22 protein-coding genes and 1 pseudogene are annotated in these 23,593 nt (G+C 61.6%); 13 read left to right on the top strand and 10 right to left on the bottom strand.

Going from position 1 to position 23,593, the window contains the following annotated elements; all coding sequences use genetic code 11:
- Window positions 1-88: 88 nt before the first annotated feature.
- Window positions 89-1,045: a TIGR01777 family oxidoreductase gene (locus tag VGU61_RS16390; RefSeq protein ID WP_326860276.1), complete on the bottom strand. Its 957-nt coding sequence runs from the start codon at window positions 1,043-1,045 to the stop codon at window positions 89-91.
- A 26-nt stretch (window positions 1,046-1,071) separates the two neighbouring features.
- On the bottom strand, window positions 1,072-2,013 hold the full coding sequence (locus VGU61_RS16385) for a glyoxylate/hydroxypyruvate reductase A (protein ID WP_326860275.1): 942 nt from the start codon (window positions 2,011-2,013) through the stop codon (window positions 1,072-1,074).
- A gap of 150 nt (window positions 2,014-2,163) precedes the next feature.
- Here VGU61_RS16385 and sugE point away from each other — a divergent pair, with 150 nt between their 5' ends.
- Entirely contained in the window at window positions 2,164-2,484 is a 321-nt protein-coding gene (gene sugE / locus VGU61_RS16380; RefSeq protein ID WP_326860274.1) for a quaternary ammonium compound efflux SMR transporter SugE, read from the top strand.
- 4 nt (window positions 2,485-2,488) lie between these two features.
- On the opposite strand, the gene VGU61_RS16375 is transcribed toward sugE, so the two are convergent.
- Window positions 2,489-3,436, bottom strand: a complete 948-nt coding sequence (locus tag VGU61_RS16375) for an MBL fold metallo-hydrolase (protein ID WP_326860273.1) — start codon at window positions 3,434-3,436, stop codon at window positions 2,489-2,491.
- 230 nt (window positions 3,437-3,666) lie between these two features.
- On the opposite strand from VGU61_RS16375, the gene VGU61_RS16370 reads away from it, so the two are divergent.
- Window positions 3,667-4,347, top strand: coding sequence for a hypothetical protein (locus VGU61_RS16370; protein ID WP_326860272.1), 681 nt, complete (start codon window positions 3,667-3,669; stop codon window positions 4,345-4,347).
- 34 nt (window positions 4,348-4,381) lie between these two features.
- Here the strand turns inward: VGU61_RS16370 and VGU61_RS16365 are convergent, their stop codons facing one another.
- On the bottom strand, window positions 4,382-5,107 hold the full coding sequence (locus VGU61_RS16365; RefSeq protein ID WP_326860271.1) for a Crp/Fnr family transcriptional regulator: 726 nt from the start codon (window positions 5,105-5,107) through the stop codon (window positions 4,382-4,384).
- Window positions 5,108-5,611: 504 nt separating this feature from the next.
- Between VGU61_RS16365 and VGU61_RS16360 the strand changes: the two genes are divergently transcribed.
- From VGU61_RS16360 to VGU61_RS16350, 3 genes are all read left to right on the top strand, one after another.
- Window positions 5,612-6,589, top strand: a complete 978-nt coding sequence (locus VGU61_RS16360) for a nitronate monooxygenase family protein (protein ID WP_326860270.1) — start codon at window positions 5,612-5,614, stop codon at window positions 6,587-6,589.
- A 90-nt stretch (window positions 6,590-6,679) separates the two neighbouring features.
- Window positions 6,680-7,567 (top strand): crotonase/enoyl-CoA hydratase family protein, encoded by an 888-nt coding sequence (locus VGU61_RS16355; protein WP_326860269.1) that lies wholly within the window; start codon window positions 6,680-6,682, stop codon window positions 7,565-7,567.
- Window positions 7,568-7,699: 132 nt separating this feature from the next.
- Entirely contained in the window at window positions 7,700-8,623 is a 924-nt protein-coding gene (locus VGU61_RS16350) for a hypothetical protein (protein ID WP_326860268.1), read from the top strand.
- A 159-nt stretch (window positions 8,624-8,782) separates the two neighbouring features.
- Here the strand turns inward: VGU61_RS16350 and VGU61_RS16345 are convergent, their stop codons facing one another.
- A complete protein-coding gene (locus tag VGU61_RS16345) occupies window positions 8,783-9,382 on the bottom strand; it encodes a short chain dehydrogenase (RefSeq protein WP_326860267.1) in 600 nt (199 codons plus the stop codon).
- A gap of 133 nt (window positions 9,383-9,515) precedes the next feature.
- Here VGU61_RS16345 and VGU61_RS16340 point away from each other — a divergent pair, with 133 nt between their 5' ends.
- From VGU61_RS16340 to VGU61_RS16330, 3 genes are all read left to right on the top strand, one after another.
- Window positions 9,516-10,439 carry a LysR family transcriptional regulator gene (locus tag VGU61_RS16340; RefSeq protein WP_326860266.1) on the top strand — a complete coding sequence of 308 codons (924 nt, stop codon included), beginning with the start codon at window positions 9,516-9,518 and terminating at the stop codon, window positions 10,437-10,439.
- Between the two features lie 86 nt (window positions 10,440-10,525).
- A complete protein-coding gene (locus tag VGU61_RS16335) occupies window positions 10,526-11,518 on the top strand; it encodes a 2-dehydropantoate 2-reductase (RefSeq protein ID WP_326860265.1) in 993 nt (330 codons plus the stop codon).
- A 375-nt stretch (window positions 11,519-11,893) separates the two neighbouring features.
- Window positions 11,894-12,295, top strand: coding sequence for a hypothetical protein (locus tag VGU61_RS16330; RefSeq protein ID WP_326860264.1), 402 nt, complete (start codon window positions 11,894-11,896; stop codon window positions 12,293-12,295).
- Between the two features lie 217 nt (window positions 12,296-12,512).
- Here VGU61_RS16330 and VGU61_RS16325 read toward each other — a convergent pair whose 3' ends face one another.
- The gene (locus VGU61_RS16325) at window positions 12,513-14,216 is read right to left on the bottom strand and encodes a YsnF/AvaK domain-containing protein (RefSeq protein WP_326860263.1); all 1,704 of its coding nucleotides are present in this window, start codon (window positions 14,214-14,216) and stop codon (window positions 12,513-12,515) included.
- On the bottom strand, window positions 14,213-14,488 hold the full coding sequence (locus tag VGU61_RS16320; protein WP_326860262.1) for a hypothetical protein: 276 nt from the start codon (window positions 14,486-14,488) through the stop codon (window positions 14,213-14,215). Before VGU61_RS16320 ends, VGU61_RS16325 begins: the two co-directional genes overlap by 4 nt.
- Window positions 14,489-14,560: 72 nt before the next feature.
- Between VGU61_RS16320 and VGU61_RS16315 the strand changes: the two genes are divergently transcribed.
- Complete coding sequence (locus tag VGU61_RS16315) at window positions 14,561-15,475, top strand: delta(1)-pyrroline-2-carboxylate reductase family protein (RefSeq protein ID WP_326860261.1); 915 nt, start codon at window positions 14,561-14,563, stop codon at window positions 15,473-15,475.
- On the opposite strand, the gene VGU61_RS16310 is transcribed toward VGU61_RS16315, so the two are convergent.
- The 3 genes from VGU61_RS16310 to VGU61_RS16300 all read right to left on the bottom strand — a co-directional run bounded on the left by VGU61_RS16310 (window position 15,427) and on the right by VGU61_RS16300 (window position 19,720).
- A complete protein-coding gene (locus VGU61_RS16310; protein WP_326860260.1) occupies window positions 15,427-16,728 on the bottom strand; it encodes a cytochrome P450 in 1,302 nt (433 codons plus the stop codon). The genes VGU61_RS16315 and VGU61_RS16310 overlap by 49 nt on opposite strands.
- Before the next feature lie 227 nt (window positions 16,729-16,955).
- Window positions 16,956-17,231, bottom strand: a complete 276-nt coding sequence (locus VGU61_RS16305; RefSeq protein WP_326860259.1) for a hypothetical protein — start codon at window positions 17,229-17,231, stop codon at window positions 16,956-16,958.
- 155 nt (window positions 17,232-17,386) lie between these two features.
- Window positions 17,387-19,720 (bottom strand): alpha/beta hydrolase-fold protein, encoded by a 2,334-nt coding sequence (locus tag VGU61_RS16300; protein WP_326860258.1) that lies wholly within the window; start codon window positions 19,718-19,720, stop codon window positions 17,387-17,389.
- A gap of 406 nt (window positions 19,721-20,126) precedes the next feature.
- Between VGU61_RS16300 and VGU61_RS16295 the strand changes: the two genes are divergently transcribed.
- The 4 genes and pseudogenes from VGU61_RS16295 (at window position 20,127) to VGU61_RS16280 (ending at window position 23,268) form a co-directional block, all read left to right on the top strand.
- Window positions 20,127-20,534 carry a DUF1330 domain-containing protein gene (locus VGU61_RS16295; protein ID WP_326860257.1) on the top strand — a complete coding sequence of 136 codons (408 nt, stop codon included), beginning with the start codon at window positions 20,127-20,129 and terminating at the stop codon, window positions 20,532-20,534.
- A 97-nt stretch (window positions 20,535-20,631) separates the two neighbouring features.
- Entirely contained in the window at window positions 20,632-21,360 is a 729-nt protein-coding gene (locus tag VGU61_RS16290) for an SDR family oxidoreductase (RefSeq protein ID WP_326860256.1), read from the top strand.
- A 240-nt stretch (window positions 21,361-21,600) separates the two neighbouring features.
- Window positions 21,601-22,005 (top strand): phage late control D family protein, encoded by a 405-nt coding sequence (locus VGU61_RS16285; protein WP_326860255.1) that lies wholly within the window; start codon window positions 21,601-21,603, stop codon window positions 22,003-22,005.
- 209 nt (window positions 22,006-22,214) lie between these two features.
- Window positions 22,215-23,268, top strand: a pseudogene (locus VGU61_RS16280) (IS3 family transposase).
- The last annotated feature ends 325 nt before the right edge of the window (window positions 23,269-23,593 follow it).

Raw genomic sequence — 23,593 nt, 5'->3', positions numbered from 1 at the left:
GAAGTAGGCTCCGGAAAAGTCGTATTGCGTTCGTGATGCGCCGATGATGAGACCGCCTGCCGCAGGAAATATCCCGTTGCGCTCCGGCTCAACCGATGCAGTCGCGCAGCGCGACGCGCAACTCCGGATACCGGAAAACGAAGCCGCTCGCCTGCAGCCGCTGCGGCACGACGCGCTGCCCTTCCAGCAACAGGTCCGACTGCTCGCCCAGCGCCAGCCGCATCGGCCAGCCCGGCGTGGGCAGAAAGCCGGGCCGGCGCAGCAGCGCGGCGGCGATGTTGCTGAATTCGCGCTGAGACACGCTCCCCGGCGCGGTGAAGTTATAGGCGCCGCCGATGTCGGGCATGCCGGCGGCGGATTGCTGCTCGCTCAGGCGCCACAGGTGCGCCATGCCGCGCAGCAGATCCTGCACATGAATCCATGATAACCACTGGCGCCCGCCGCCGAGCGGTCCACCGACACCAAGTTTGATCGGCAGCAGCATCATCGGCAGCGCGCCGCCCTTGCCGAGCACCAGGCCGAAGCGCATCTGCATCACCTGCACGCCGTACACCGCGGCTTTCCGTGCGGATGCTTCCCAGGCCTGGCACAGCTCCGACATGAATATTCGTTGGGGCGGGCTGTTTTCATCCAATGGAGTGGTGTCGCCCTGCCGCTGGATACCGTAGTAGCCGATCGCCGATGCCGACAGCAGCAGACGCGGCTTGTGGTGCGCCCCCGCGATCCATGCCACGACGCCGTCGGTCAGTCCGACCCGGCTCTGCAACAATATCCGGCGGCGCGACGCGGTCCAGCGCCAGCCGAGGATACGCGCGCCGGCCAGGTTGATGATGACTTCGATGTGTTCTTCCGCGGGCAGGTCCTGCATGCCGGCGATGCAGCGCACCTGCGGACCGAGCAGGGCCGCCGCCTTCGCGGGATCACGCGTCAGCACGATGACCCGGTGCCCGTCCGCCAGCAGTTCCCGCACCAGCAGTTGCCCGATGAAGCCTGTCGCGCCGGTGACGAGCACCCGTTGCGGCGTGTCGCTGAAGTGTATTGTCATGATCGTGCTTGCAAAAAAGCGCCCGTTCAATACTCATCCTGCCAGTTCACCACCCCGGTGACCGGCTGCCCGGTTTCGATTGCCTGAATCCTGTCGGCGATCTGCTCCAGGCTTTGCGTCATATCGTTTTCGGCCGACGTATGGGGTGTCAGATAAACCGCCGGCTCCTGCCAGAAAGGATGTCCGGCCGGCAGCGGCTCGGCGTTGAACACATCCAGCCGTGCGGCATTGATTTTTCCACGCCGGATCGCGGCCAGCAAATCATCATCCACCAGATGCGCGCCGCGCGCCACATTGATCAGAAAGGCGCCATCGGCCAGCCGGTCAAACAACGTGGTGTTCAGGATGCCCCGCGTTGCCGCGGTCAGCGGCAGCAGGTTGACAAGCGCCTTCAGGTCCTGCGCGAATGCCGGCAACTGCTCCGACCCGGCGAAACTCGTGCAGCCGGCGATCTCCTTGGCAGTGCGGCTCCAGATACGCACCGGAAAGCCGAGCCGGCAAAGTCCGGCTGCAACCTCCCCTCCCAGCACGCCGGCGCCCATGACGCCGACCGGGAATGCCGCCTTGGGCGTGACCGGCAACGGCTGCCAGACGGCGGCGCGCTGCTGGCGTTCATACTCGTGAAAGCGGCGCTGGAAATGCAATACCGCGTGGCTGACATAGTCAACCATCTGCACGCCCATTCCCGCATCTTCCAGCCGGATGACCAATGCCTGGTCGAGCGCCGGACAGTCGTGTTCGGCGCGCAGCCGCAAGAGCGCATCGACGCCGGCGCCGAGGTTGAATACCGCCTTCAGGCCGGCGCGCGCCGCGAGCATCGCCGGCGGCGGATTGCGTACGATCAGGTAATCGGCGGGAGACGCATCGCCCGGTTCCCAGATGCGGATACTTGCCTGCGGCAGCAGTCGCGAGAGCGTTTTCGTCCAGTCGCTTGCCGCGCTTCCATAGCCGTAAAACAGGATGTTCATCGCTGCCTTTCAACATGCAATCGTGATTGCCGGCCATCAATCCGGCGCAACGGCGAGTATAGCAACGCATTTGTTCACCGCCCTCTACAATAGCCGCCATCCTTCATTCTTATCACAGACGCACAGACCATCACTTTTCATGGAGATTACATGGCGTGGATTATTTTATTTATCGCGGGCCTGTTTGAAATCGGCTGGGCGGTCGGACTCAAATACACCGAAGGCTTCACCCGCCTCTGGCCCAGCGTGGGCACGGCGCTGTCGATGATCCTGAGTGTCGGCCTGCTCGGCCTGGCAATGAAGACGCTGCCGATCGGCACCGCCTATGCGGTATGGACCGGCATCGGCGCGATCGGCACCGTGACCCTCGGCATCTTCCTGTTCGGCGATTCCGCCTCCACCGCGCGCCTTTTGTGCGTCGGCCTGATTCTGGCCGGCATCGTCGGACTCAAGCTGGTCGAGCCTGCCTGATCTCCTATTTTTTCTGCTGGCGGAAACGGTAGGTATCGCCGTGCTTAAGGTACGTCACCTTGTCCTGCAGGCCGGCCTCGGTGACCGCTTTCTGGAAATCGCTCAGTGGTGACTTGAACACGGTGTAATCGTTGTAATGAATCGGGATGGCATGATGCGGCGCGATGATTTGCATCATGCGCACCCCATCCTCGCCATCCATCGTCACCTTCATCACGCCGAGGATGCGGGTGCCGCCGAGATGCAGCAACGCAAGATCGATATCCGGATAGCGCCGCGGAATCTCCTGAATGTCGTCGTACACCAGCGTGTCGCCGCTGATGTACATGCGGTACGGAGGCGTTCCGTTGCCGTTCCCGCCGGCGACACTGAATTCCAGCATCGATCCCATCACATCCGGCAACAGCCCGGCCAGCACCGGCGGACCGTGCCGTCCGGGCATCGCGTTGATGCGCAGCGTTGTATCACCCTTGGTGACGGTGAGCGTATCCCAGGTATTGAGGCCATAGCGGTTGGTGAAGCCGAGTTGCTCCAGTCCGGCGGCGCCGTCGACGGTGGTGACGATCGGCATATCGCGCTTGAGCTTTTTTTCCACCAGGTGATCGAAGTGGTCGCCGTGCAGATGCGACAGCAGAACCAGGTCGATCGGCGGCAGCTTGTCGAAATCGATCGCCGGATCGGTAAGCCGCTCCGACGTCAACCCATAGCCGAGATGCACATGGTCGCCCTTATGCAGGAAATTCGGGTCGGTCAGAATGGTCAGCCCGGCATAGCGGATGATGACCGTGGCGTTGCCGATGAAGGTGACGGAGCCGGGTTCCAGTTTCACCGGCTGGGCCGGTGCCGACAATGCCAATGTCTGCTGCTTTCCCGTTGCGGCTGACCCGCCATCGGCTGCAGGCGGCGTTTGGGCGCCGGCGCTTGCAATGAGCAAGGCCATGGCGGCTGTCATGGCTGTGGTGAGGAATTTTTTACAGTAACTGGTCGGCATTGTCGTCCCGAAAATTGCATGGCAACTGATACCGTAGGAACCAATGGTGTGAAATGCAAGCCTTGGGCATCGGTAGGAACGCGTTACTTGAATTGGATCAAGCCGTGCCGAGCCCTTGTCTCCCGGCGGAAATCGCCATGCCGGTCCTGTTTTTGCTTCACGCATGATGAGCGAAGAATCATGGAGGATGGATGCAGACCGCAGCAAAGATCGGATGGGCAACAATTGCCTTCGCGCTCGTGCACAGCGCATTGGCCAGCGACAGGTGCAAGCGGCTGGCTGGCAAAATGTTCGGCGAACGGCGCAGGGACGCGGGATACCGGATGTTCTATGTGGGCCAGTCGGTGGCGACCTTCGGGTTACTGATCGCCTACGGCGCACGCCTGCCGGCGCGCACGCTGTACCGGGCGCATGGCCCGATGGCATTGGCGATGCGGGCCGGACAGGCGGCCGGCTTCGCGCACATCGTGATCGCCGCGCGCCAGGTCGGCATCAGCCGGCTGGCGGGGCTGGACAATCTGCGTGCGGGCTTGCGGGGCGAAACCATACCCGCCGGCCCGGTCGCACAGGGACCGGAGCGCGCCGCCGACGGCAGCCTTTCCATCAGCGGCCCTTTCCTGTGGAGCCGCCATCCACTGAATTTTTCCGGCATCCCGATCTTCTGGCTGACGCCGCACATGACCACGCGCCGCCTGACATTCAACCTCGTCAGCACCGCTTACTTCCTGCTCGGTTCGCTGCATGAGGAAGCGCGCCTGAAAGCGGCCTACGGGGACGACTATCGCAACTATACCGGCAGCGCGACACCATTTTTCTGGCCGCGCCGGCCTGCAGCAGGGTTATCGCACCGGCGCACATCCCTTCTTTCCTGATGCGAGCCCGCCATCAACGACACGCCATTCACTTTCACCCGAAACCGCTTCCCAGCAGCCTCTGGAACTGCGCTCTGACGAGTCCATAGCATTCGCATGCCGCATCCTCCAGGCCTTCGCGGTCGATGATCTTGACCCGTCCGCGCTTGTAGTCGATCAGGCCTGCCCGCTGCAGTGTGGTAGCGACAAGACTGACGCTGGGCCGATGCACTCCCAGCATCATTGCCAGATATTCCTGGGTGATCTGGAATTCCTGCTGTTGCATCCTGTCATGGCTCATGAGCAGCCAGCGCGCGAGCCGTTGTTCGGTGGCGTGCAGCCGGTTGCATGCCACCGACTGCGATACCTGGCTGAGATAGGCGCTGAGATAGCGCAGCGTGATACGGCGCAATGGCGTATCACCGGCGGTCATTTCCTTGAAGACGCCGGCGGGAAGCCGAAGCGCATTGCCCGGGATCTGGCATACGGTCGACTCGGTGGCAATGCCGCTTCCCAGTATCAGGTCCACCGTGGAAAATCCTTCAAACCCGACCGTCCCCACCTCCACCGCCGCGCCGTTCTCCATGGTCGCGAGAATGGAGTGTTCACCGATCAGAGGGAAATACGCATAGTGGATCGGCTTGTTTCGTTCGAAGAGAACGGTATGCATCGGCGTCTCGACGTATTCGAGGTAAGGCAGCAATGCCTGGTAATCCTTCTCGGGCAGCAAGGACAACAGGATGTTCGTGCATTCCGCCGGCGACTGCGGGACTGTTTTCATGATGACCCTCCTGATGGCGTTCAACGCCTGAATGCATGTGGTTTGTTGACAGCGAGTCGTTACGTATCCGACCCTTTGCCCGCGTATCGGTTTCAGATTGCAGCGCAAATGCCCCTTGCTTCCTCCGGTCGCAAACTTATCCGTAAGCGATATAACCGTTGCCGAGCGGTCGGCATCGACACACCCTGGCGTGAGGTCTTGCAACGGAACGTGCGCCAAATCGCGGTTGACGTTATATTGAGATCAAATGATAATGAAACTCGATTCCGCAGTGAGAAACTACTGTCGGAATGATACCGAAACATTCCGCATCCCGATCCCGGCCATCCCGCGGCCCGAAATCCGCCGCGCTTTCGATGGCCGATTGCCTGCGCAATCGCAGAACCCGGCGCACATCGCTGCTGTAGTGTGCGATGAGACTTCAGGGGCATCACCACCCGCCATTCAGAAACATGCAGCAACTTTGCCATCAGGCGCTTAAACACTATTTTCGTTAGAGGACCTATGAAGACAAGGATCACCGAACTTTTTGGCATCGAGCATCCCATCATCCAGGGCGGCATGCACTTCGTCGGCTACGCGCAGCTTGCCGCGGCGGTCTCCAATGCCGGCGGTCTCGGCATCATTACCGCCCTGACGCAGCGCACGCCAGCCGCACTCGCCGACGAGATCCGCCGCTGCAGGGAAATGACGGACAAGCCCTTCGGTGTGAACCTCACCTTCCTGCCCTCGGTAACGCCGCCGGATTACCCCGGCTACATCAAGTCCATCATCGACGGCGGGGTGAAGGTTGTCGAGACGGCGGGAAACAATCCGCAGAAGTGGCTGCCCGCGCTCAAGGAAGCCGGCGTCAAGGTGATCCATAAATGCACCGCGGTCCGCCACGCGTTGAAAGCCGAGGCAATCGGCTGCGACGCAGTGAGCGTGGACGGTTTCGAATGTGGCGGCCATCCGGGCGAAGACGACATTCCCAACTTTATCCTGCTGCCGCGCGCGGCCGAAGAACTCAAGATTCCTTTCGTCGCTTCCGGCGGCATGGCCGACGGCCGCTCGCTGGTGGCGGCGCTGGCGCTGGGCGCGGAAGGCATGAACATGGGCACCCGCTTCATCGCCACGAAGGAAGCACCGGTGCACGAAAACGTCAAGCAGGCAATCGTCGCCGCAAGCGAATTGGACACCCGCCTTGTCATGCGCCCGCTGCGCAATACCGAACGCGTGCTCACCAACACCGCGGTGGAGCGCCTGCTGGAGAAAGAGCGCAGCCTCGGCACTTCGCTGAAGTTCGAGGACATCGCCGCCGAGGTGGCGGGCGTCTATCCGCGCATCATGCTCGAAGGCGACATGGACGCCGGCGCATGGTCCTGCGGCATGGTGGCCGGCCTCATCCGCGACGTGCCCACCGTCAAGGAACTCATCGACCGCATCATGGCCGAGGCAGAGGGATTGGTCCGCCAGCGCCTGGCGGGAATGCTGGGCGGCTGAAATCGCCCTTTCACTCATCGACAACAAGAACCGCGATGCCTGCCGGCCGCCGACGCCGGCGCGGACATCCTTCACCGTACGGAGACTTTCATGCCATTACCCACTCTTGAAACCACCCTCTACAGCGTAGACCGGGGCGTTGCCACCATCACGCTCAACCGCCCCGAAAAACTCAATGCCTACAACGCGAAGATGCGCGAGGAACTGATTGCGCTGTTCGACGAGACCGATGCCGATGACAATGTGCGGGCGGTGATCGTCACCGGCGCCGGCAGGGCTTTCTGCGCCGGCGCCGACCTGTCGTCGGGCGGCACGACGTTCGACCGCAAGGCCAATCCCGGCGATCTCACGCGGGAATCGCTCAAGGTGGGCGATGTCTACCGCGACGGCGGCGGCACCAACACCCTGCGCATCTATCAAAGCCTGAAGCCGGTCATCGGCGCGATCAACGGAGCGGCGGTCGGTATCGGCGCGACGATGCAACTGCCGATGGACATCCGCCTGGCATCCACCGAAGCGCGCTTCGGCTTTGTATTCACACGGCGCGGCATCACGCCAGAGGCCGCATCGTCCTGGTTTCTGCCGCAGCTCGTCGGCATGCAGACCGCGCTCGAATGGTCGATGACCGGCCGTATCTTCAATGCCGACGAGGCACTGGCGCGCGGACTGGTCCGCTCGCTGCACGCACCCGATGAACTGCTCCCGGCCGCGCACGCGATCGCCCGCGAGATAGCCGACAACACGGCGCCGGTATCGGTCGCCCTGGCGCGCCAGATGATGTGGCGCATGGCGGCTGCGCCGCACCCGATGTACGCCCACCGCATCGACAGCCGCTCCATCCAGACACGCGGCCAATCGGCGGATGCCCGCGAAGGCGTCACCGCCTTCCTGGAAAAGCGCCCGGCGGTTTTCCCGAACAAGGTATCGACCGACATGCCGCCGTTCTTCCCATGGTGGGATGAACCGGATTTCGAGTAATCGCTTTTACACACTAGCTATTAATACTGCTGGTTCATGAGCAATCCCTGGCTGGTTCCCTCCCCCTACGAGGGGGAGGGAACCTTACCGAGGTGTTCCGAGAGACAGTGATATCAACATAATTTCCACACTATGACCTTCCAGACCTCCCTCTCCCTCTGCGGCCCCTTACGCCAGCCGCGCCAGATGCTGGCCGAACAGGAATACAGCGGCCATACCTCCATCCATGACGACGCCATGGCCGAGAAGCTCGGCTTTCGCGCCGGGCCAATCGAAGGACCAACCCACTTCAGCCAGTTCGTTCCGCTGCTGGCGCACCTGTGGGGCAATGCCTGGTTCGAGCGCGGCTGCTTCTCCTCGCATTTTCAGAACATGGTGGTCGAGGGTGAATCGGTGCGTGCCTTCGTCGAACTGCCCGCGCCGGGCGCCACGCGTGCGCGGGCATGGGCCGAGAAAGCCGACGGCACGCCGGTGCTCGAAGCCAGCGCCAGCCTCGGTCCGGATCATGGAACGACCCTGCTGGAGCAACGCATGGCGCAACTGCGCCCGCCGGAAAAGCTGGTGATCCTGTCGGACCTGCATGTTGGCATGACCGGTGCGCAGGATGAGCTGGTGCGCATGGACGCCGATCAGCACATGGGCAAGCTCTATCCGTTTTCGCTCGCGCAGAAACTGCAACGCATTACCGAAACTTCGCCTTGGTATGCCGACGGCGCATCGTCGCCGTGGGGTCGGGCGATCATTCCGCTGGAGATGGTGAGCGTGCTCGCCGAGTACACCAGCCCATTGGCCAGGTTTCCGGTGAAGCACCCTGTCGTCGGCCTCTTCGCCGACCAGGAGATCCGCATGGTCGACGGACCGCTGTTTGTCGGTGAGAATTACTTGATCCGGCGCGAGATCGTCGCCCTGTCGGAGAGCAAGCGCACCGAATCCTACTGGGTACGCACCCGCATTTACGACGAAGCGGGACAGCGCATCAAGGCGGAGATGCTGCTCAACCATGCGACGCTGAAGCACTCGTATGCGGGATATGAAGCGGAGCGGAATGCCGGCTGAGCAACCAGACGTTGACGAATCGCCGCGGGTGGTCTGCCCGTTCGGCGCGGTTTCCGCTCCGGCCGCGAGCACGGCGTTAGCCGGTGCCGCCGCCTGGCCCGCTGCATTCAGCGGGTTTGAGCCACAATTCCCATCCGGGATGGTAGCGCCTGATCATGCCTACCAGACCCGGATCACCTGCCCCGTCTGCAAACCATCCACGCTCTTCACATATCCCAACGCGACCCGGCGGGCCGGCACCGGTTCGAAACCATGGAAATACGGGCCGTACGCCGCCATCGATTCCTGCAGCACCGACGGATTGACCACGTTGATGCGCATGCCGCGCGACAGCTCCAGCGCGGCGGCGCGTGCAAAACCTTCCACCGCCGCGTTGACGGCGGTCGCATTGACACCGTAGCGGATCGGATCGTCGGCGACGATGCCGCTGGTAAGCGTGATCGAGCCGCCGTCGTTCAGGTAGTGCTGGGCGGTCAACGCCACATTCACCTGACCCATCAGCTTGTCCTGCAGGCCGATACCGAACTGCGCCGGTGTCATTTCGGACAGCGGCCCGAAATGCAGGTTGCCGGCGGCGACCACCACCGCATCGGCCTTGCCGACGCGCTCGAACAAGCTTTGCACGCTGGCGATGCTGGTGATATCGACCTGGTGCCGGCCACTGGTCCTGCCGACTTCGATGATGTCATGGCGTGCGCCGAGTTCCTCGACGACCGCCCGTCCGATGGTGCCGCTGGCGCCGATCACGATAATGTTCATATTGCCTCCTGGGTTGCTGTTTGCTGCGTCGCCGCGATGGTGCGGCGGTGTCAGTGAAGCGATTATGGATTCCACAACCACATGAATAAATGCATTAATATTTACAACATTTAAAACCATTGGTTTGGAATGCATGGACAAGCTGCTGAGCATGGAAGTCTTTGTTGCCGTGGTCGACAAGGGCAGTTTCACCGCCGCGTCGGAAGCGTTCAACATCTCGCCGGTGATGGTGGGCAAGCACATCCGCAGCCTGGAAGAGCGGCTTGGAGCACGGCTGCTGACGCGGACCACGCGGCGGCAGAGCCTGACGGAAATCGGTCATCGGTATTGCGAGCGCTGCCGTCTCATCCTGGCCGATATCCGGGCGGCCGAATCCGGCGCGGAAGCAATGCGCACCGCGCCGCGCGGCGTACTCAAAGTCAATGCGCCGGTGTCCTTCGGTACCCAGTGGCTCGCCCCTGCCCTGACCGACTACCTCACTTTGCATCCTGAAGTCAGCCTCGATCTGCAACTGAACGACCGGGTGGTTGACCTGATCGAAGAAGGCTTCGATGCCGCCATTCGAATCGGCGAGCTGGACGATTCCGGCATGGTGGCGCGGCCGCTGATGCCGTACAGGATGCTGATCTGCGCATCGCCCGCCTATCTCGAACGCGCCGGCATCCCGAAGACGCCGCGTGACCTCGCGTCGCATCAATGCCTCGATTACAGCCACTGGAACAAGCGGGTGCGCTGGAAACTGAATGGTGAAGAAGGCGATGCGTCCGAGTTTCCGGCCAGCCGCTTTCGCTCCAACAATGGACAGGCCCTGAGAATGGCGGCGCTGCGAGGCTATGGCGTGGTGATGCAGTCGGAGGTATTGCTGGGCGATGACGTCGAGGCAGGCAGGCTGGTGTCGCTGCTCGAAGCGTATGTGCCGCCGCCACGCCCGATGCACCTGATCTATCCGCGCGACCGGCAGGCGACGCCGAAGCTCACGACCTTCATTGATTTCGTACTGGAGCGCCTCGGGCCGGAAGACTCTCCGGCCAGTCCTGCAACGCGCCGAACCAAATGACGGCGCGACTGTACAGGCCGTTGATGAACTTGGGAGTTCAGCGGCTTTCCCTTATCCTGAAGAGATACTTACATGCGGAGTTTTGAATGAAGATTGCGGTATATGGGGCCGGTGCGGTCGGCGGATTGATGGCGGCGCGGCTTGCCGCGACCGATGGCGGCACGCGGGCCGACGTCAGCGTGATCGCGCGCGGCGCCACGCTGGCGGCATTGCGGTCTCAGGGCATGCGCTTGCAGACTGCCGACCGCTTGCTGGCCGTGCCGGTGCCCGCGGAAGAAGATCCGGCGGCGCTCGGCGTGCAGGATGTGGTGATCGTCGCCGTCAAGGCAACCGCCCTGGCGGATGTGGCGGCACGCATTGCGCCGCTGGTGGGGCCCGATACCCTGGTCGTCACCGCGATGAACGGCGTGCCATGGTGGTTTTTCGATCATCCTGCGCTGCCCTTTGCCGGTACCCGGCTGGCGTCGCTGGATCCGGATGGCACGTTGCTGAAGACCATACCAACAAGGCAGGTGATCGGCTGCGTGGTGCATCTGTCCAGCACCAGCCCGGAGCCCGGCCTGGTGCATCCCGGCTTCGGTAATCGCCTGATCGTCGGCGAGCCTGCCGGCGGCATGTCGGCGCGGCTGGACCGATTGGCCATGCTGTTGCGCGATGCCGGTTTCGACGTCGAGGCGAGTACGGATATCCGTACCGATATCTGGTACAAGCTGTGGGGCAACATGACGATGAACCCCTTGTCGGCAATCACCGGCGCCACCTGCGACCGGCTGCTCGATGATCCGCTGGTGCGCGATTTCTGTCTTGCCGCGATGCGTGAAGCGGCCGACATCGGCTCGAAGATCGGTTGCCCCATTACGCAGAGCGGCGAGGACCGGATGGCGGTCACGCGCAAGCTTGGCGCCTTCAAGACATCGATGCTGCAGGATGCTGAAGCCGGGAAGGCGCTGGAGATCGATGCGCTTGTGACCGCAGTGCAGGAAATCGGGAAAATGGCCGATGTGGCAACGCCGACCATCGATAGCCTGCTGGGACTGGTGCGCGTATTTGCTCGCATGCGCGGCCTGTATCCGGCATGATCTCTATTGCATTGTCAGGAAGCCTGATACCGTGCAGCGTCTTCCGGAATGTGGAACCAAAGCGGCTTGAGTTTCTCTATAGAACTTTGAACTGCGGAAACATAATGGATAAGCACTACCTGCCCGTCTCACTGCAGACATGGGGATGTTTTTTGATGGGCTTGATATTCTGCGGCATCGGCTGCATGTCTGAGGCAGGACTGCATGCAGGTACATTCGATCGCTTCCTGCTCGTCACTGGCAGCTTGCTGATGTTCGTCGCGTATTGCGCCGCTTTTGCGCGGGATAACACAAGCATATCCGCACGCGAACGATCGGAACCCGCCGGGCATCTCATCAACATGGCATCCGGACAATTTGGAGACAGGTGATTCAATGGCAACTAACTGGATTTCGGCACTGAAGCTGGTCCCTTGGGCGGACGTCGTCAAGAACGCCCCCTTCGTCGCGGACAGCGCGAAAAAATTATGGAAGTCGGTTGCAAAGGAAGAAGCGGAACCGGCACCGGCTCCGGTCGAGACCGTGCAAACGTTATCGCCGGAACTGCAGGCATTGCAGGCCATGGACAGCCGCATCGCTTTTCTCGAAAACAAGGTAAGCACCTTGCAACAGGAGATGGTGTCATCCGCCGAATTGATCACGGCGCTGGCGGATCAGAATGCGCAGCTCATCAAGACGACCGGAGAACTGCGCTCGAAAATGCGGTTGATGGCCGGCGCGGCGGGCGTGTTCGCAGTGGCGACGGTAGTTTCGCTCGTGGTGCTTTTTGTGCGGTAGGAAGATCAGGTCCTATTCGTAAGCGTAAAGTGTCCTCCCCTGAAAGAGCGAAGGTGGCATAGTGTGAGACTGAACAAGCGATTTGATCAAATCAATGGCCATTTCTGCTATCTCCTGCAGTCGTTTGTAAAAAAGCCAGCCCATTTCTGAGACTGGCTTTCCACAAAAATCGTCAGCGAGCCGGCGGCTCACGCCACCGGCCCTGTCACCCGATCAATCAGTGACGGCGGTTTCCGCCAACGCGTTCAGCGCCGTACCGGACCGCATCCTTCACCTTGTCCCACGTGCTTCCGGGATGGTTGGACTCCCAGTCGCTGCGCAATTGCGGTTCCACATCGGACCACTGGGCATTCTGATAGCGGCCGCTGCCGGCTGCCGTCGACCCGTAACGGTATGCGGCATCATAGTCCTCATAACGGCCGCCCGATGAACCATAAGCAGTCTGCCAGTGGCTACGGAAATCGCTGTCGTCGTCGAGCGTGCTGCGGGTTGTGCCGGTTACACCTGCCGTTCCCGTCGCGCCGAGCTGCTCGACCTCGACCTCGGTCCTGCGCACCGTATCGCTGATCTGCTCGGTACGCTGCGACACTTCCTTGCCCACCACGACTTCCTCGACCACCCGTGCCGTCTTGGATACGACCGCTTCTTCGGCGCTTTCGCGCAGCTCGATCGTGCCTTCCTTGAAGGCCGCCAGGTCGGCTGCCGTTGCCGGTTTATCGACGGCATGACGCTCGATGTTGACATGCTCTTCGCGCAGGGTCACCGCCTCATTGACAGGCCGCTCCGTCATGCGGCGGAATACCCGCACGCCGCCGCGCTGTACTTGCCGCTTGCCGACCGCCAATTCCTCCTGGATGACCGGAATGCGCGTCTCGCCCTGGGTAGTGGCTGCCGGTTTTGCCTGCGTATAGGCGCTGCGTTCGGTTGTGATCTGATCGGCGGAATATCGCGGGGCGCTGGCATCGTAGCCCGACCAGCCCTGCTGCTTCCAATGGCTTGCTCGTTCGTCGATATCGACCGCGTTGTGACGTGCCATGATGTCGGATGCACGGTCGGCGTCGTCATCGGTTGCGGCATCCACCGTCACCACGTAGCTGCCGCGGCGCACCGATTCCGCATAGACGTCGTGATGTTCCTTTTGATCGTCGCCGCCGAACAGCGAGCGGAAGAATCCGCCGATGCCGCCCGAGCTGTGGGAAGTGTCGGTCGTGGTCGTGGTTGACGCGGTGTCCGTTGCCGATTCGTTTTCCGGATTCATCTGCACGCTGGAGCGCGCGAATCCTGCTGCGAGAAGTGCCTGGACCGTGTTGTCCGCATCGGTGTAGTTGTCGTACACGCCGACCACGGTATGTCCGCCGCCGGTGCCCATGGTGTCCGTACTGGCGCCTGGACCATAGATATGTTCGCCGTTGCTGCTGCGCCAGTGTTGGTGCAGGTAAGCGGCATCTTCGTCGGAACGCGGCTTCACGCCCATCAGAATGCCGCCTTCCTTGAGGCCGCTTTCATAATGCTTCACGCGCTCTTCGGGAATGCCCCATCCGACCAGTGCACCGAGCAGGCCGCCGGTTGCGGCGCCTGCGCCTGCGCCGGCCGCCGCAGCGGCCAGAGGGCCGGCGACGACCAGGCCCACGCCCGGTATGACCAGGCTGGCGCCGGTAGCAGTGATGGCGGCAATGACTGCGCCCAGCGTACCGCCGACCGCACCGCCGATGCCGGCACCTTCAGCAGCCTTGTTGCCGAGTTCGGTCGTCGAGCCATCGGAAAAATGCCGCTTCCGAGTTTCATCGGACATGACGACATTGATATCATCGTGGGTATAGCCGCGATCGGAAAGGCCTCGATACGCGCGTTCAGCGCTGTCCCTATCGCGGAAGAGACCGGTCAGCATTCCGGAGTCGTTATTCGTAGTTGTCTTCATCATGCAATTCCTTTTTCAAGTCGATTGAAAAACGGTGGGATTTTGCCGCCGGCATTTTCTGCGCCACTATGTTTTACTTTTATCTCTGCTCGTGTATCGCCTGCAGTTTTTGCAAGCAACGTTGCGACTCGTAAATGCAAAGCTCGTTTGCGCAAACCTGCATGCAGCAGTGAAACGTCACAGAGTAAATAGCGCAGATGCAATACAGGCCGGTAATAAAATCGCAAGGGCTTGTATGAAGTCAAAAATGCATGATTAGTTCCTGCATGTTGCAAGTGGTATAAGAATGCTGCTTCACCGCTGCAACTTAATACTTACCGTCATCCGATCAATTTTATTTTTTCAACATGCATATCTACGATGCTGCGCGGACCGCGCATTCGCTCCCCTATACCAGACTGGTTCCGGCAGTTGCGCAAGCAGCGCAGGAATATGCGGACGGCCGCATTGCCGCACCCGAACGGCAGGTAGTGCCGATCGAAGGCGGCGGCGTACTGCTCGCGATGCCGGCCATCGCGCCGGACATTGGCGTAACGAAACTGATCACCGTGCATGGCGACAATGCACGCCATGGACTCCCTGCAATACAGGGAGAAGTGATTGTGTTCGACAGCAAGACGGGACAACGGCGTGCGATCCTCGATGGTCCGACCGTGACCGCACGACGCACAGCAGCGGTAACCCTGCTGGGCATCCAATTGCTTGCTCCTGCGCCGCCGGCTTCCGCCCTGCTGATTGGCAGCGGCGTGCAGGCGGCGGCACATGCCGATGCACTCATCGAGTTCTTCGGTGTGTCACGGTTGTATGTGGCAAGCCGCAACGAGCAACAGGCACGGGCGTTTTGCGATGCGCTGCGGCTGCGATATCCGCAGGCGTTGGCCTCACCGATCGATGCGAACGCCATTGCAGCACGATCGCAGGAGGTGGATGTGCTCATTGCATTGACGACTTCCACCATGCCGGTGATCCCGGAGCAGTTGCCGCCGTCCACGATGGCAATCGGGGTAGGCGCATTCAAGCCGGAGATGGCGGAGATTCCCGCCGGACTGCTGCATGCGCGCGGCGTGGTGGTCGATCACCTCGCCGGTGCGCGGCACGAGGCCGGCGATCTGCTGCGGGCGAACATCGATTGGAATAAGGCGCGTGATCTGGCAAGCATCATCCGGAATGGAATCACGATCAAGTCGCCGGTACCGGTCCTTAAAACCGTCGGTCACGCGGTATGGGACCTTGCGGCGGCGCGGGTGGCTGTTGGTGGTTGAGATGCCGAAGCCATGCGCTCGACATTGCTGATGATGAAGCGGCTGGCCGGTATCGCCGGCATCCGCGACAGGCTGATGCGCAAATTCTGCTGCGGCACCTGATAGCGCATCAACGTGGTTAGCATCCTGACTGCCATCTTCGTCAGCTCGATGGTGGTGGTTTCGCCCGGGCACCGGTGCGTGGTACGCACATCGCCGCCGCCCTGAGGAATGAAGTTGTAGGCACTGCCGTTCCAGCGGCGAAATCGCTCGGGACGGAATTGATGCGGTGCCTCCCAGATGCGGGGATCGTGATTGGTGCCGAACATGTCCAGCAATACCCAATCGCCTTTCGCGAAGTGACGGCCGCGCCAGTCGAACGGTTCGATCACATTGCCGCCGATGAGCGGAAAGAAGGGATAGAAACGGCGCACTTCCTGCACGAAGCATTCAAGCGCGTCCTCGTCGCCTGAAGCGAGCCATTCGCGCGATTCGGGATGGTCGTGCAATGCCAGCGCGGAGAAGGTGATGTAGCGCGCCACTGCGACCGTGGGACGCAGCAGGTTGATGATTTCGACCGCCGCCACCTTCGTATCCAGCAACGATCCGTCGGCATCCCGGTGGGAGACCACCGCATCGATCGCGCAACCGGGCGGAACGGAGAAATGACCGGCGCGCACCGACTCCACCACGCTGCGCATCCAGTCCTCGTTTCGGGAGCGGAGCATCATCGCCTTCCAGCTTCGCGGACCGACGCTTCCCGCGCCGTCGATCATCATCGCGAACTCAAGCGTGCGCTGCGCCGCGCCCGCCTCGGTCAGCGGCACGCCGGCCCATTCGCATACCGCGGCGCACAGGATGCGCTCGGCTTCCTCCTGCAGTACCACATGGTCCCTGCCCCGCCAGTCATCGATGCGCGCAAGCCAATGCCGCTCGGCGATCGACACCAGGCGCTGCACGCTCTCGGGCATCAGCACCGACAGGAACATTTGCTTGCGTACCCGGTGCGCCTCGCCGTCGCGCATCATCGCGCTGCCCATGTCCTGCAGCAGCATCGCGGCCGTCGGCGGCATCGCCATCTTGCGGGTGAAGCGGCCGGGGTGATAGAACATCTTCGCCGCGTCTTCGCCAACAGCGCAAACGGCGTTGCGCAGCATCAGGCGGGTTTCGAAGGCATCGGTCCGGTAACGCTGGCAGCGATTGCCGATGAAGGTGTAGCCTTCGCGCAGAAGTGCGAGGGAGTTGTCGAGAGTGGGGTCGCGGGGGATCGTCATGGCAGATGGAGTGCAGCCCGTAATGCGCAACGGGAGATGGAAATAGGACCGTGCGCAATTCACGGCACTGTGAAGCCCCTTCCCCCTAGATGGGGAAAGGAACTTTATAGAGAAGATGCAGGCAACGCTTTCATTGAAAACTTGCCTGCGATTTTTGCCGAACGCTTCTCCGGACTCCCGGCATATAGATCGGCATAAAATCCAAACCCGTCAAAAGCAAAAACGCTTCACCGCTCCTTCGGCACCTCAATCCTCGTCGTGCCGCCGGTCACTGCAAGCGGGTCGCTGGCCGGAAAGGTCAGTTCAACGGCATCGTCCAGCAGCTCCTGTTCCTTTTCCTCCGGGTCGGACGAATCGAGCTTGCGCTTGACGACATCGCGCGATGCCGCATCCTGGGGCGCCACGTCCTTTGGTGTTACCGATGCCGAATTCTCGCCGTGGGATGAACGGTCTTTCGGCTCCTGCTGCTCATCCTCTTTCGAACTTCTCTTCAGATTGGACATACCATTTCTCCATTTCAAGTAAACCGGGGAGGAGCGTTTCCGCAGCCCTCCTTAATGCGATAGCGGAACGACACGAAAGTTCGAAATTTATGAACATCATGCAATCCGCATCATGTCCCTTCGATGCCGCTCCGCAAGTGTTTGCAGGCGCTGCTTTACGGGTATTGCACGGTCCGATTGCAACCTGCCAGCGTCACTGCCAGCGGCCCGTCGGAGTCGACCATCAGCTCGGCATCGCACCCGAGCCTTGCCCGCTGCACGTTGACCGTTACCGCACCGACATTGCGCGCGACGATATCCAGGCGGTTCGCCCGCGGTGCGACTACCGGCAAGCCCCAGGTCCGGAACTGGCTGACGTAGGCCTGCACGCCGAGATTGCCGGTAACGACACCCGCGCCGGTCTGGGTTGCCGACACCGGCGCATCCCCCTGGCCGAATGCATGCGACTTCGCATCGATGCTGCCCCGTGACGCGGCATTCGCATCGCGCACCGAGATGCCGGACAGCCAGTACGCATGGTTGCCCACCAGTCCGCGCTGGGGCACATCCATCGCCGGATTGGCGACGTACGTCACCCGTGCCGGATTGCGGTCAACCAGCGCATCGCCGAGGAAATCAGCGCTGTCCTGGTACTGGTCGTGCAGCGCCAGCGTCAGGTGTTCGCCGGTGGTGAAGGTATCGAAACGGTAGCGGTAGCCGAGTTCATCGAGCCGCTGCGCCTGCGTGCGGGTGCCTGTGTACGGCACCAGTTCATCGGCGGCCTGCACCCACATCATGATCGGAATGTTGCGCAGCCCGGGAAGCAGGTGGTAGGTGTTGGTTGCATCGCCGCCGGTCGGTTCGAGCGGCGGCGCCCAGATGCCGAGCGCCGGCGGGCCGACCACGGCATGCGCCCTGGCGAAAAGGTCCGGATAGCGGGTGCCGAACTTGTAGGTCGCATGGCCACCCATCGAATAACCGCTGATCGATGTCATCGCCGGATTGAGCGGATAGTTGCGCGCGATATCGGCCCACATTTCAAAGGTGTCGGCAGCCGCGTCATCCACATACCAGCCATCCGGCCCGCGTCCGAGCGCGGTGGCGACGATATGGCCGCGGCCGCGCTCGCCGAGCTGCGACTGGTTGCGCGACGCGGTGTACTGGTTGTGATTGCCGCCGAGCGAGTGCAGCAGCAATGTCAGGCCATAGCCGTCGGCAGGCATCGGCTTGACCGGCACGTACACGGTGTAGGGCTGCAATTGTCCGCGGTACTCGCCCTTGCAGGTGGGCGCACTGCCGCAGCGCACCGAGAAGTCAACGCCCTGCTTGGTTTCCACCGCGCTGGCGAAGATGCGGTTGATCGGGCCGGTTTGCGGCACGCCTTGCGGCTGCCCGGGCATGTCGTCGTTGGCATTACTCGCCAGCTTCGAGAAATCCACCCGCGCGAAGAAGCCGCTGATGTCGCCCGATGCCAATGCCTTGGACTGCGCGTTTTCGCGCCAGTATGATGTGCCGGACAAGGTCTGGCCCGGCCCGAGCATGGGCTCGTTGAAGCGGAAGGCGACATTGAAGAACGCCGGTGGCGCAGTTAGCGTCCCCGAGCCGCCCGGCGTAGTGGCGGACGCGCTCAGGCTGGGCAGCAGGTAGCGATTGTTTGCGGTGTCCCACAGGCCGGCGCCGGCGGCGACGCGCACCACGCCGCGTCCCGGATTCCAGGCGGCGGTGGATACCCGCACTTCAAACTGGCGTCGTGCCAGGTCGACCGTCACGGTCGGCGCCGGCGTCACTACGCTGCCGTCGGCTGCATTGGCGAGCACCGCCTGGTTGCCGTGCACCGTGAGGAAGTACTGTGCCGGCGCGGATACGTTGGCGCCGAAGGGGAATGGCCTTGCCGTTGCCGAGTCGCCCAGTGCGATGGTGAAGCCGACCCGCTCCGCATCGATCAGGCTGTTCATCGTGACGCGGAAGGCGGTGAAGTTCGACTGCGGCTTGATGCGCAGCTCAACGATGTCGGCGGCGTTGCCCGCATAGACGGGATCGGTCGGATAGGTGTAAGTGCCGTTGGCGCGAGAGAAGTTCTCTGCGGTGCGGCGCGCATCGGCAGGATCATGAATGTTCGCGTTCGCGCCGCGGTCGTCGTACAGGAAATCCTGGTACAGGAATTCACCACGCCGGTAGGCGCTGGCGCCGGAGACGAGGATGGGCCGGGCGCGCCAGATGCCGGTGTTCTCGAGTTGCGGTGCGCGCGGCGGTGCGGCGTACAGGATGTCCGGGCCGGGACGCGGCGCGGGACCGCTGTAAAGTGAGCGCCCGCTATGATCGACCGCCGGCGTATCGGCGCCACCCAGATCTTCCGCCGGCAACAGCGGATCGAGTATGCCGAGCACCCCGCCGGACATCGTCTTGATGGATCCGACATTGGCATCGCCGCCGCTGCAGCCGGCCAGCAGGACGATGGCGGACGCGCACAGCGTCGTCCTTATCGATGGAACGAAGGGTTTGTCTCTCACAACGGTCTCCTTTGGTGGGGATGAACTTGATTGTCGTTGCCGTCGGCCGGCATGCCGGCACGCGGGACGGCGTCCGCGCTGCTGGTACGGGTGTGGGGTACTAACGGTCGGGAATGCGGGAGGGTATGGGAATGAACGGCTTTGGCGCGCCTGGCGAGGCGCCCGGCGCAGAGCAGCACGCCATGCGCTGCGATGCAGGTTGTCTCATGACCGTCTCCTCCTGAATTATTTTTATCGCTGTATTTTGTATGTGCGTTTTGTGCTTGCCTGTCGATCCGCTCGCTTGCTGCGGTTTGCAATGGCTTGCAGATAAGAGATATCTGCGATACTCGGAGTTCCGCACGGTCGTGCTATTGAACCGGTGTGTCGCAAGTATTGTTGATGAGCATCAATCCAGGAGATTCCGATGTCCCGTTCCGTCGATCCCACATCCGACAGTGTTAAGCAGTTGGTCGCCAAGGTGCCGTCCGACGTTCCGGTGGTCATGCTCAACCTGCTGCGCTTCCGCGATCAGGCCGTCTACCCTGCCGACAAGGCAGAGCCGGCGCGCACCGGCCGAGAGGCCTATGCGGAGTACGGCAGGCAGATTCAGCCGCATCTCGACCGGGTGGGCGGCAAGGTCATCTGGCAAGGCGAGGGAAAGCACGCCTTCATTGCTCCGCCGGACGAAAGCTGGGATGAGGTCCTGCTGGTGCAATATCCGTCCCGCGACGCCTTCCTCTCCATGTTGATGTCGCCGGACTACCAGGCCATCACCTTTCACCGCACGGCGGCGCTTGAGGATGCGCGGCTGGTGGTCACCGTCAGGGGCTGATCCGATATGCGACCAGGAGAACTTCCTTGGTCCGCATCGATTCCCGCGGCCTGTGACAATGCCAGGCCAGTATTTCAAGCAACTATTGGAGCAAACCATGAAAGCCATTTTGACAGGACATACCCGCGGCCTCGGCGCCGCGATCGCGGAAAACCTCCTGGCGCGGAACATTCCCGTATTGGGACTGGCCCGCGCGACCAACGACGCGCTCGGCCAACGATTTCCGTCCCTGCTTGAACAGCATGCGGTCGATCTATCCGATACGGCGGCGCTTTCGCAATGGCTCGCCGGCGATGCGATGCGCCGCTTTCTGGCCGGCGGCGATACCGTTCTCCTCATCAACAATGCCGGCATCGTGCAGCCGGTCGGCCCTCTTCCGGCGCAGGACCCGGCGACGATCGCACGGGCTGTGGCGCTGAATGTTGCGGCGCCGCTGATGCTTGCCGGCGCAGTGGCCGCCGCTGGCATGAGAGACACCCGCATCCTGCACATCTCCAGCGGCGCGGCGCGCAACGCCTATCCTGGCTGGAGCGTCTACTGCGCGACAAAGGCGGCGCTCGACCATCATGCACGTGCGGCCACGCTCGACCAGGTACCTGGACTGCGTATCGCCAGCCTTGCCCCCGGCGTCATCGATACCGACATGCAGGCCGACATCCGCGCCACACCGCTGGAACGGTTCCCGATTCGCGAGCGCTTCGACGAACTCAAGCGCAGCGGCGCCCTGACGAGCCCAGCGGAATGCGCGGTGCGCCTGGTCGCCTACCTGCTCGGCGAAGGGTTTGGACAAGACGCCGTGATGGATCTGCGGGTGCTGGCTGGCTGACATGGGCCGGCGAAGAGCACCGTCGAATACAGGGCTAAGTCTGCGTTACTGGACAAAACTGTGCGCCCTCCGGCGCTAGTAAGCACTTGCCATTTGCTGCCGATGGAATACTGGCGCGCTCATCACCATCCTCCGTATCCGCTCAGTTTGCGTGCGAAATGGCGATCCCTCTGCGGAGTGCTGAACTAGAACTCATTTCATAGTTTGGAAGTCGACGCTTTTTTCTGACAAGGGCAATTTTTGACCGGCACCGAAGCCCTGTCCACCGGCTTCACCTACACCCTCTCCTGCCTGTCCGATAACGCCTCCCTTGAACTGAAGGACTTCATCGGCCTGCCGGCCCGGCTGGCCATCCTCACCGCCGCCACTGCCACCGGCAGTGACGGCGGCTTTTCCCGCTGCCTGCTCACTCTGCAAGACCCTTTGGCCATCCTTGCCCGGCGCATTAACAGCCGTGGCTTCCAGGACATGACGGTGCGTGACATCTCCGCTGTCATCGTCTACGAACACCGGCAGCACAACGGCGTGCTGGCCCAGTGCGTGGACTTGCGCGACCAATGCCGCAGGACGCATCCGAAGTATTCGCGGGTCACGCAGTTCTTGTGGGTCGGCTCATACTCGTTCTCAAGTTGTGAGCCTTCATGAAATTCTGCTGTTCGTACTAGCTGAACCGACTGCTCCGATCAGAATGCACAGTCACCGTTTTCTTGACCTGTCGCCACCAACTCTGCATCTGCAGAGCATTTAAGTGCAGCTCATTGACCTGCTAAGAATCGTGTAGCCACCCGCCGGGGAAGTTTCATGTTAATTTTGACATGGAGGCATACATGCAGAAGTGATTCACAGAAGAACAAATCATTGGTGTCCTGCGGGAGGCCGAAGTCGATGGTGCGGTGATCCGGGACATCTGCCGCAAGCACAACATCACTGAGCAGACGTTTTTCGCTGGCGCAACAAATATGGCGACATTACCGTGTCCGATGCCCGCAAGCTCAAGGACCTGGAATCGGAGAACGCGCGGCTCAAGAAGATCGTGGCCGAGCAGATGCTGGCCATTGAAGGCTTGAAGGAGATTGCCACAAAAAAATGGTGACCCCGGTGGCCAGACGCGAGGCGCTTGAGATCCTGAAGACCAAGGGGTTGTCCGAGCGTGCTGCGTGTCGAATTGCCGGGGTGAGTCGCCGGATTGCCAGTTATGAGTTGAGGCAGCCAGCGAAGGACAAGGAATTGGGTGGGCAGCTCATTGAGGCGTCTGGTCGCTATCCGCGCTTTGGCTATCGGCGCATTGCGGTCATGACCGACCAGAGCATTGGGCGGGTATGGCGCCTATGGGCCATTCTGGGACTGAATCTGCCCAAGCGCCGGCCCAGAAAGCGGCGCTGTGGCACCGATATTCGCATTCCCGGTGCCACGCAGCCCAACAGCGTTTGGTCATATGACTTTGTGCATGACCGGCTGGCCAATGGCGGCACTTTGAAGATGCTGTGCGTGCTGGATGAGCATACGCGGGAATGTCTGGCCATTGAAGTTGGCAAGTCGCTGCGTAACCAGGATGTGATTCTGACGCTGTCACGGTTGATGCGGCTGTATGGCAAGCCAGCCTTTATTCGGTCCGACAACGGCGCGGAATTTACAGCGACGGCGGTGATGAAGTGGCTGCGAGACCAGAATGTTGGTCCGGCCTATATCAAGCCCGGCAGCCCCTGGCAGAACGGGTTTGTGAAAAGTTTTAACGGTAAGCTGCGCGACCAGTGCCTGAACCGGGAATGGTTTGTGAACCGCCGCGAAGCGAAGATCGTGATCGAGAAGTGGCGGCAGTTTTATAACAACGAGCGACCGCATTCTGCGCTCGGCAATCAGGCACCGGCCTCAGTAGGCCGGCAACGATGGCAAAATCAGAGTGCTTGAACCAGAAGACTAACCTTGAAATTGGCTACAAATTTCTGTGGCAGGTCATCATGACGATCCTTACGCGACTGCATAGACCAACCACCTGATGTGAAAACAAATCAATGACGGCAGCCAGAATCAGTCAGCCGTCGTGCGTCCGAATGTACGTAATGTCGGTCACGCAATCTCGAATTGGTTCGGCATCATCAAAATGCTGCTGCAAGTAATTTGGTGGGCATTGCAGACGCAATTGAACGTATAGCTGGCGGCGAGGTGGAAGTTGCTCCGGCGATTCGGGAAATCATTATCACGGCGGTGCGCGAAGATGACGCGTCCGACATTG

Source organism: Noviherbaspirillum sp., assembly GCF_035944575.1.
Taxonomy (GTDB): Bacteria; Pseudomonadota; Gammaproteobacteria; order Burkholderiales; family Burkholderiaceae_D; genus Noviherbaspirillum.
This window is presented reverse-complemented; position numbering and strand designations above follow the sequence as displayed.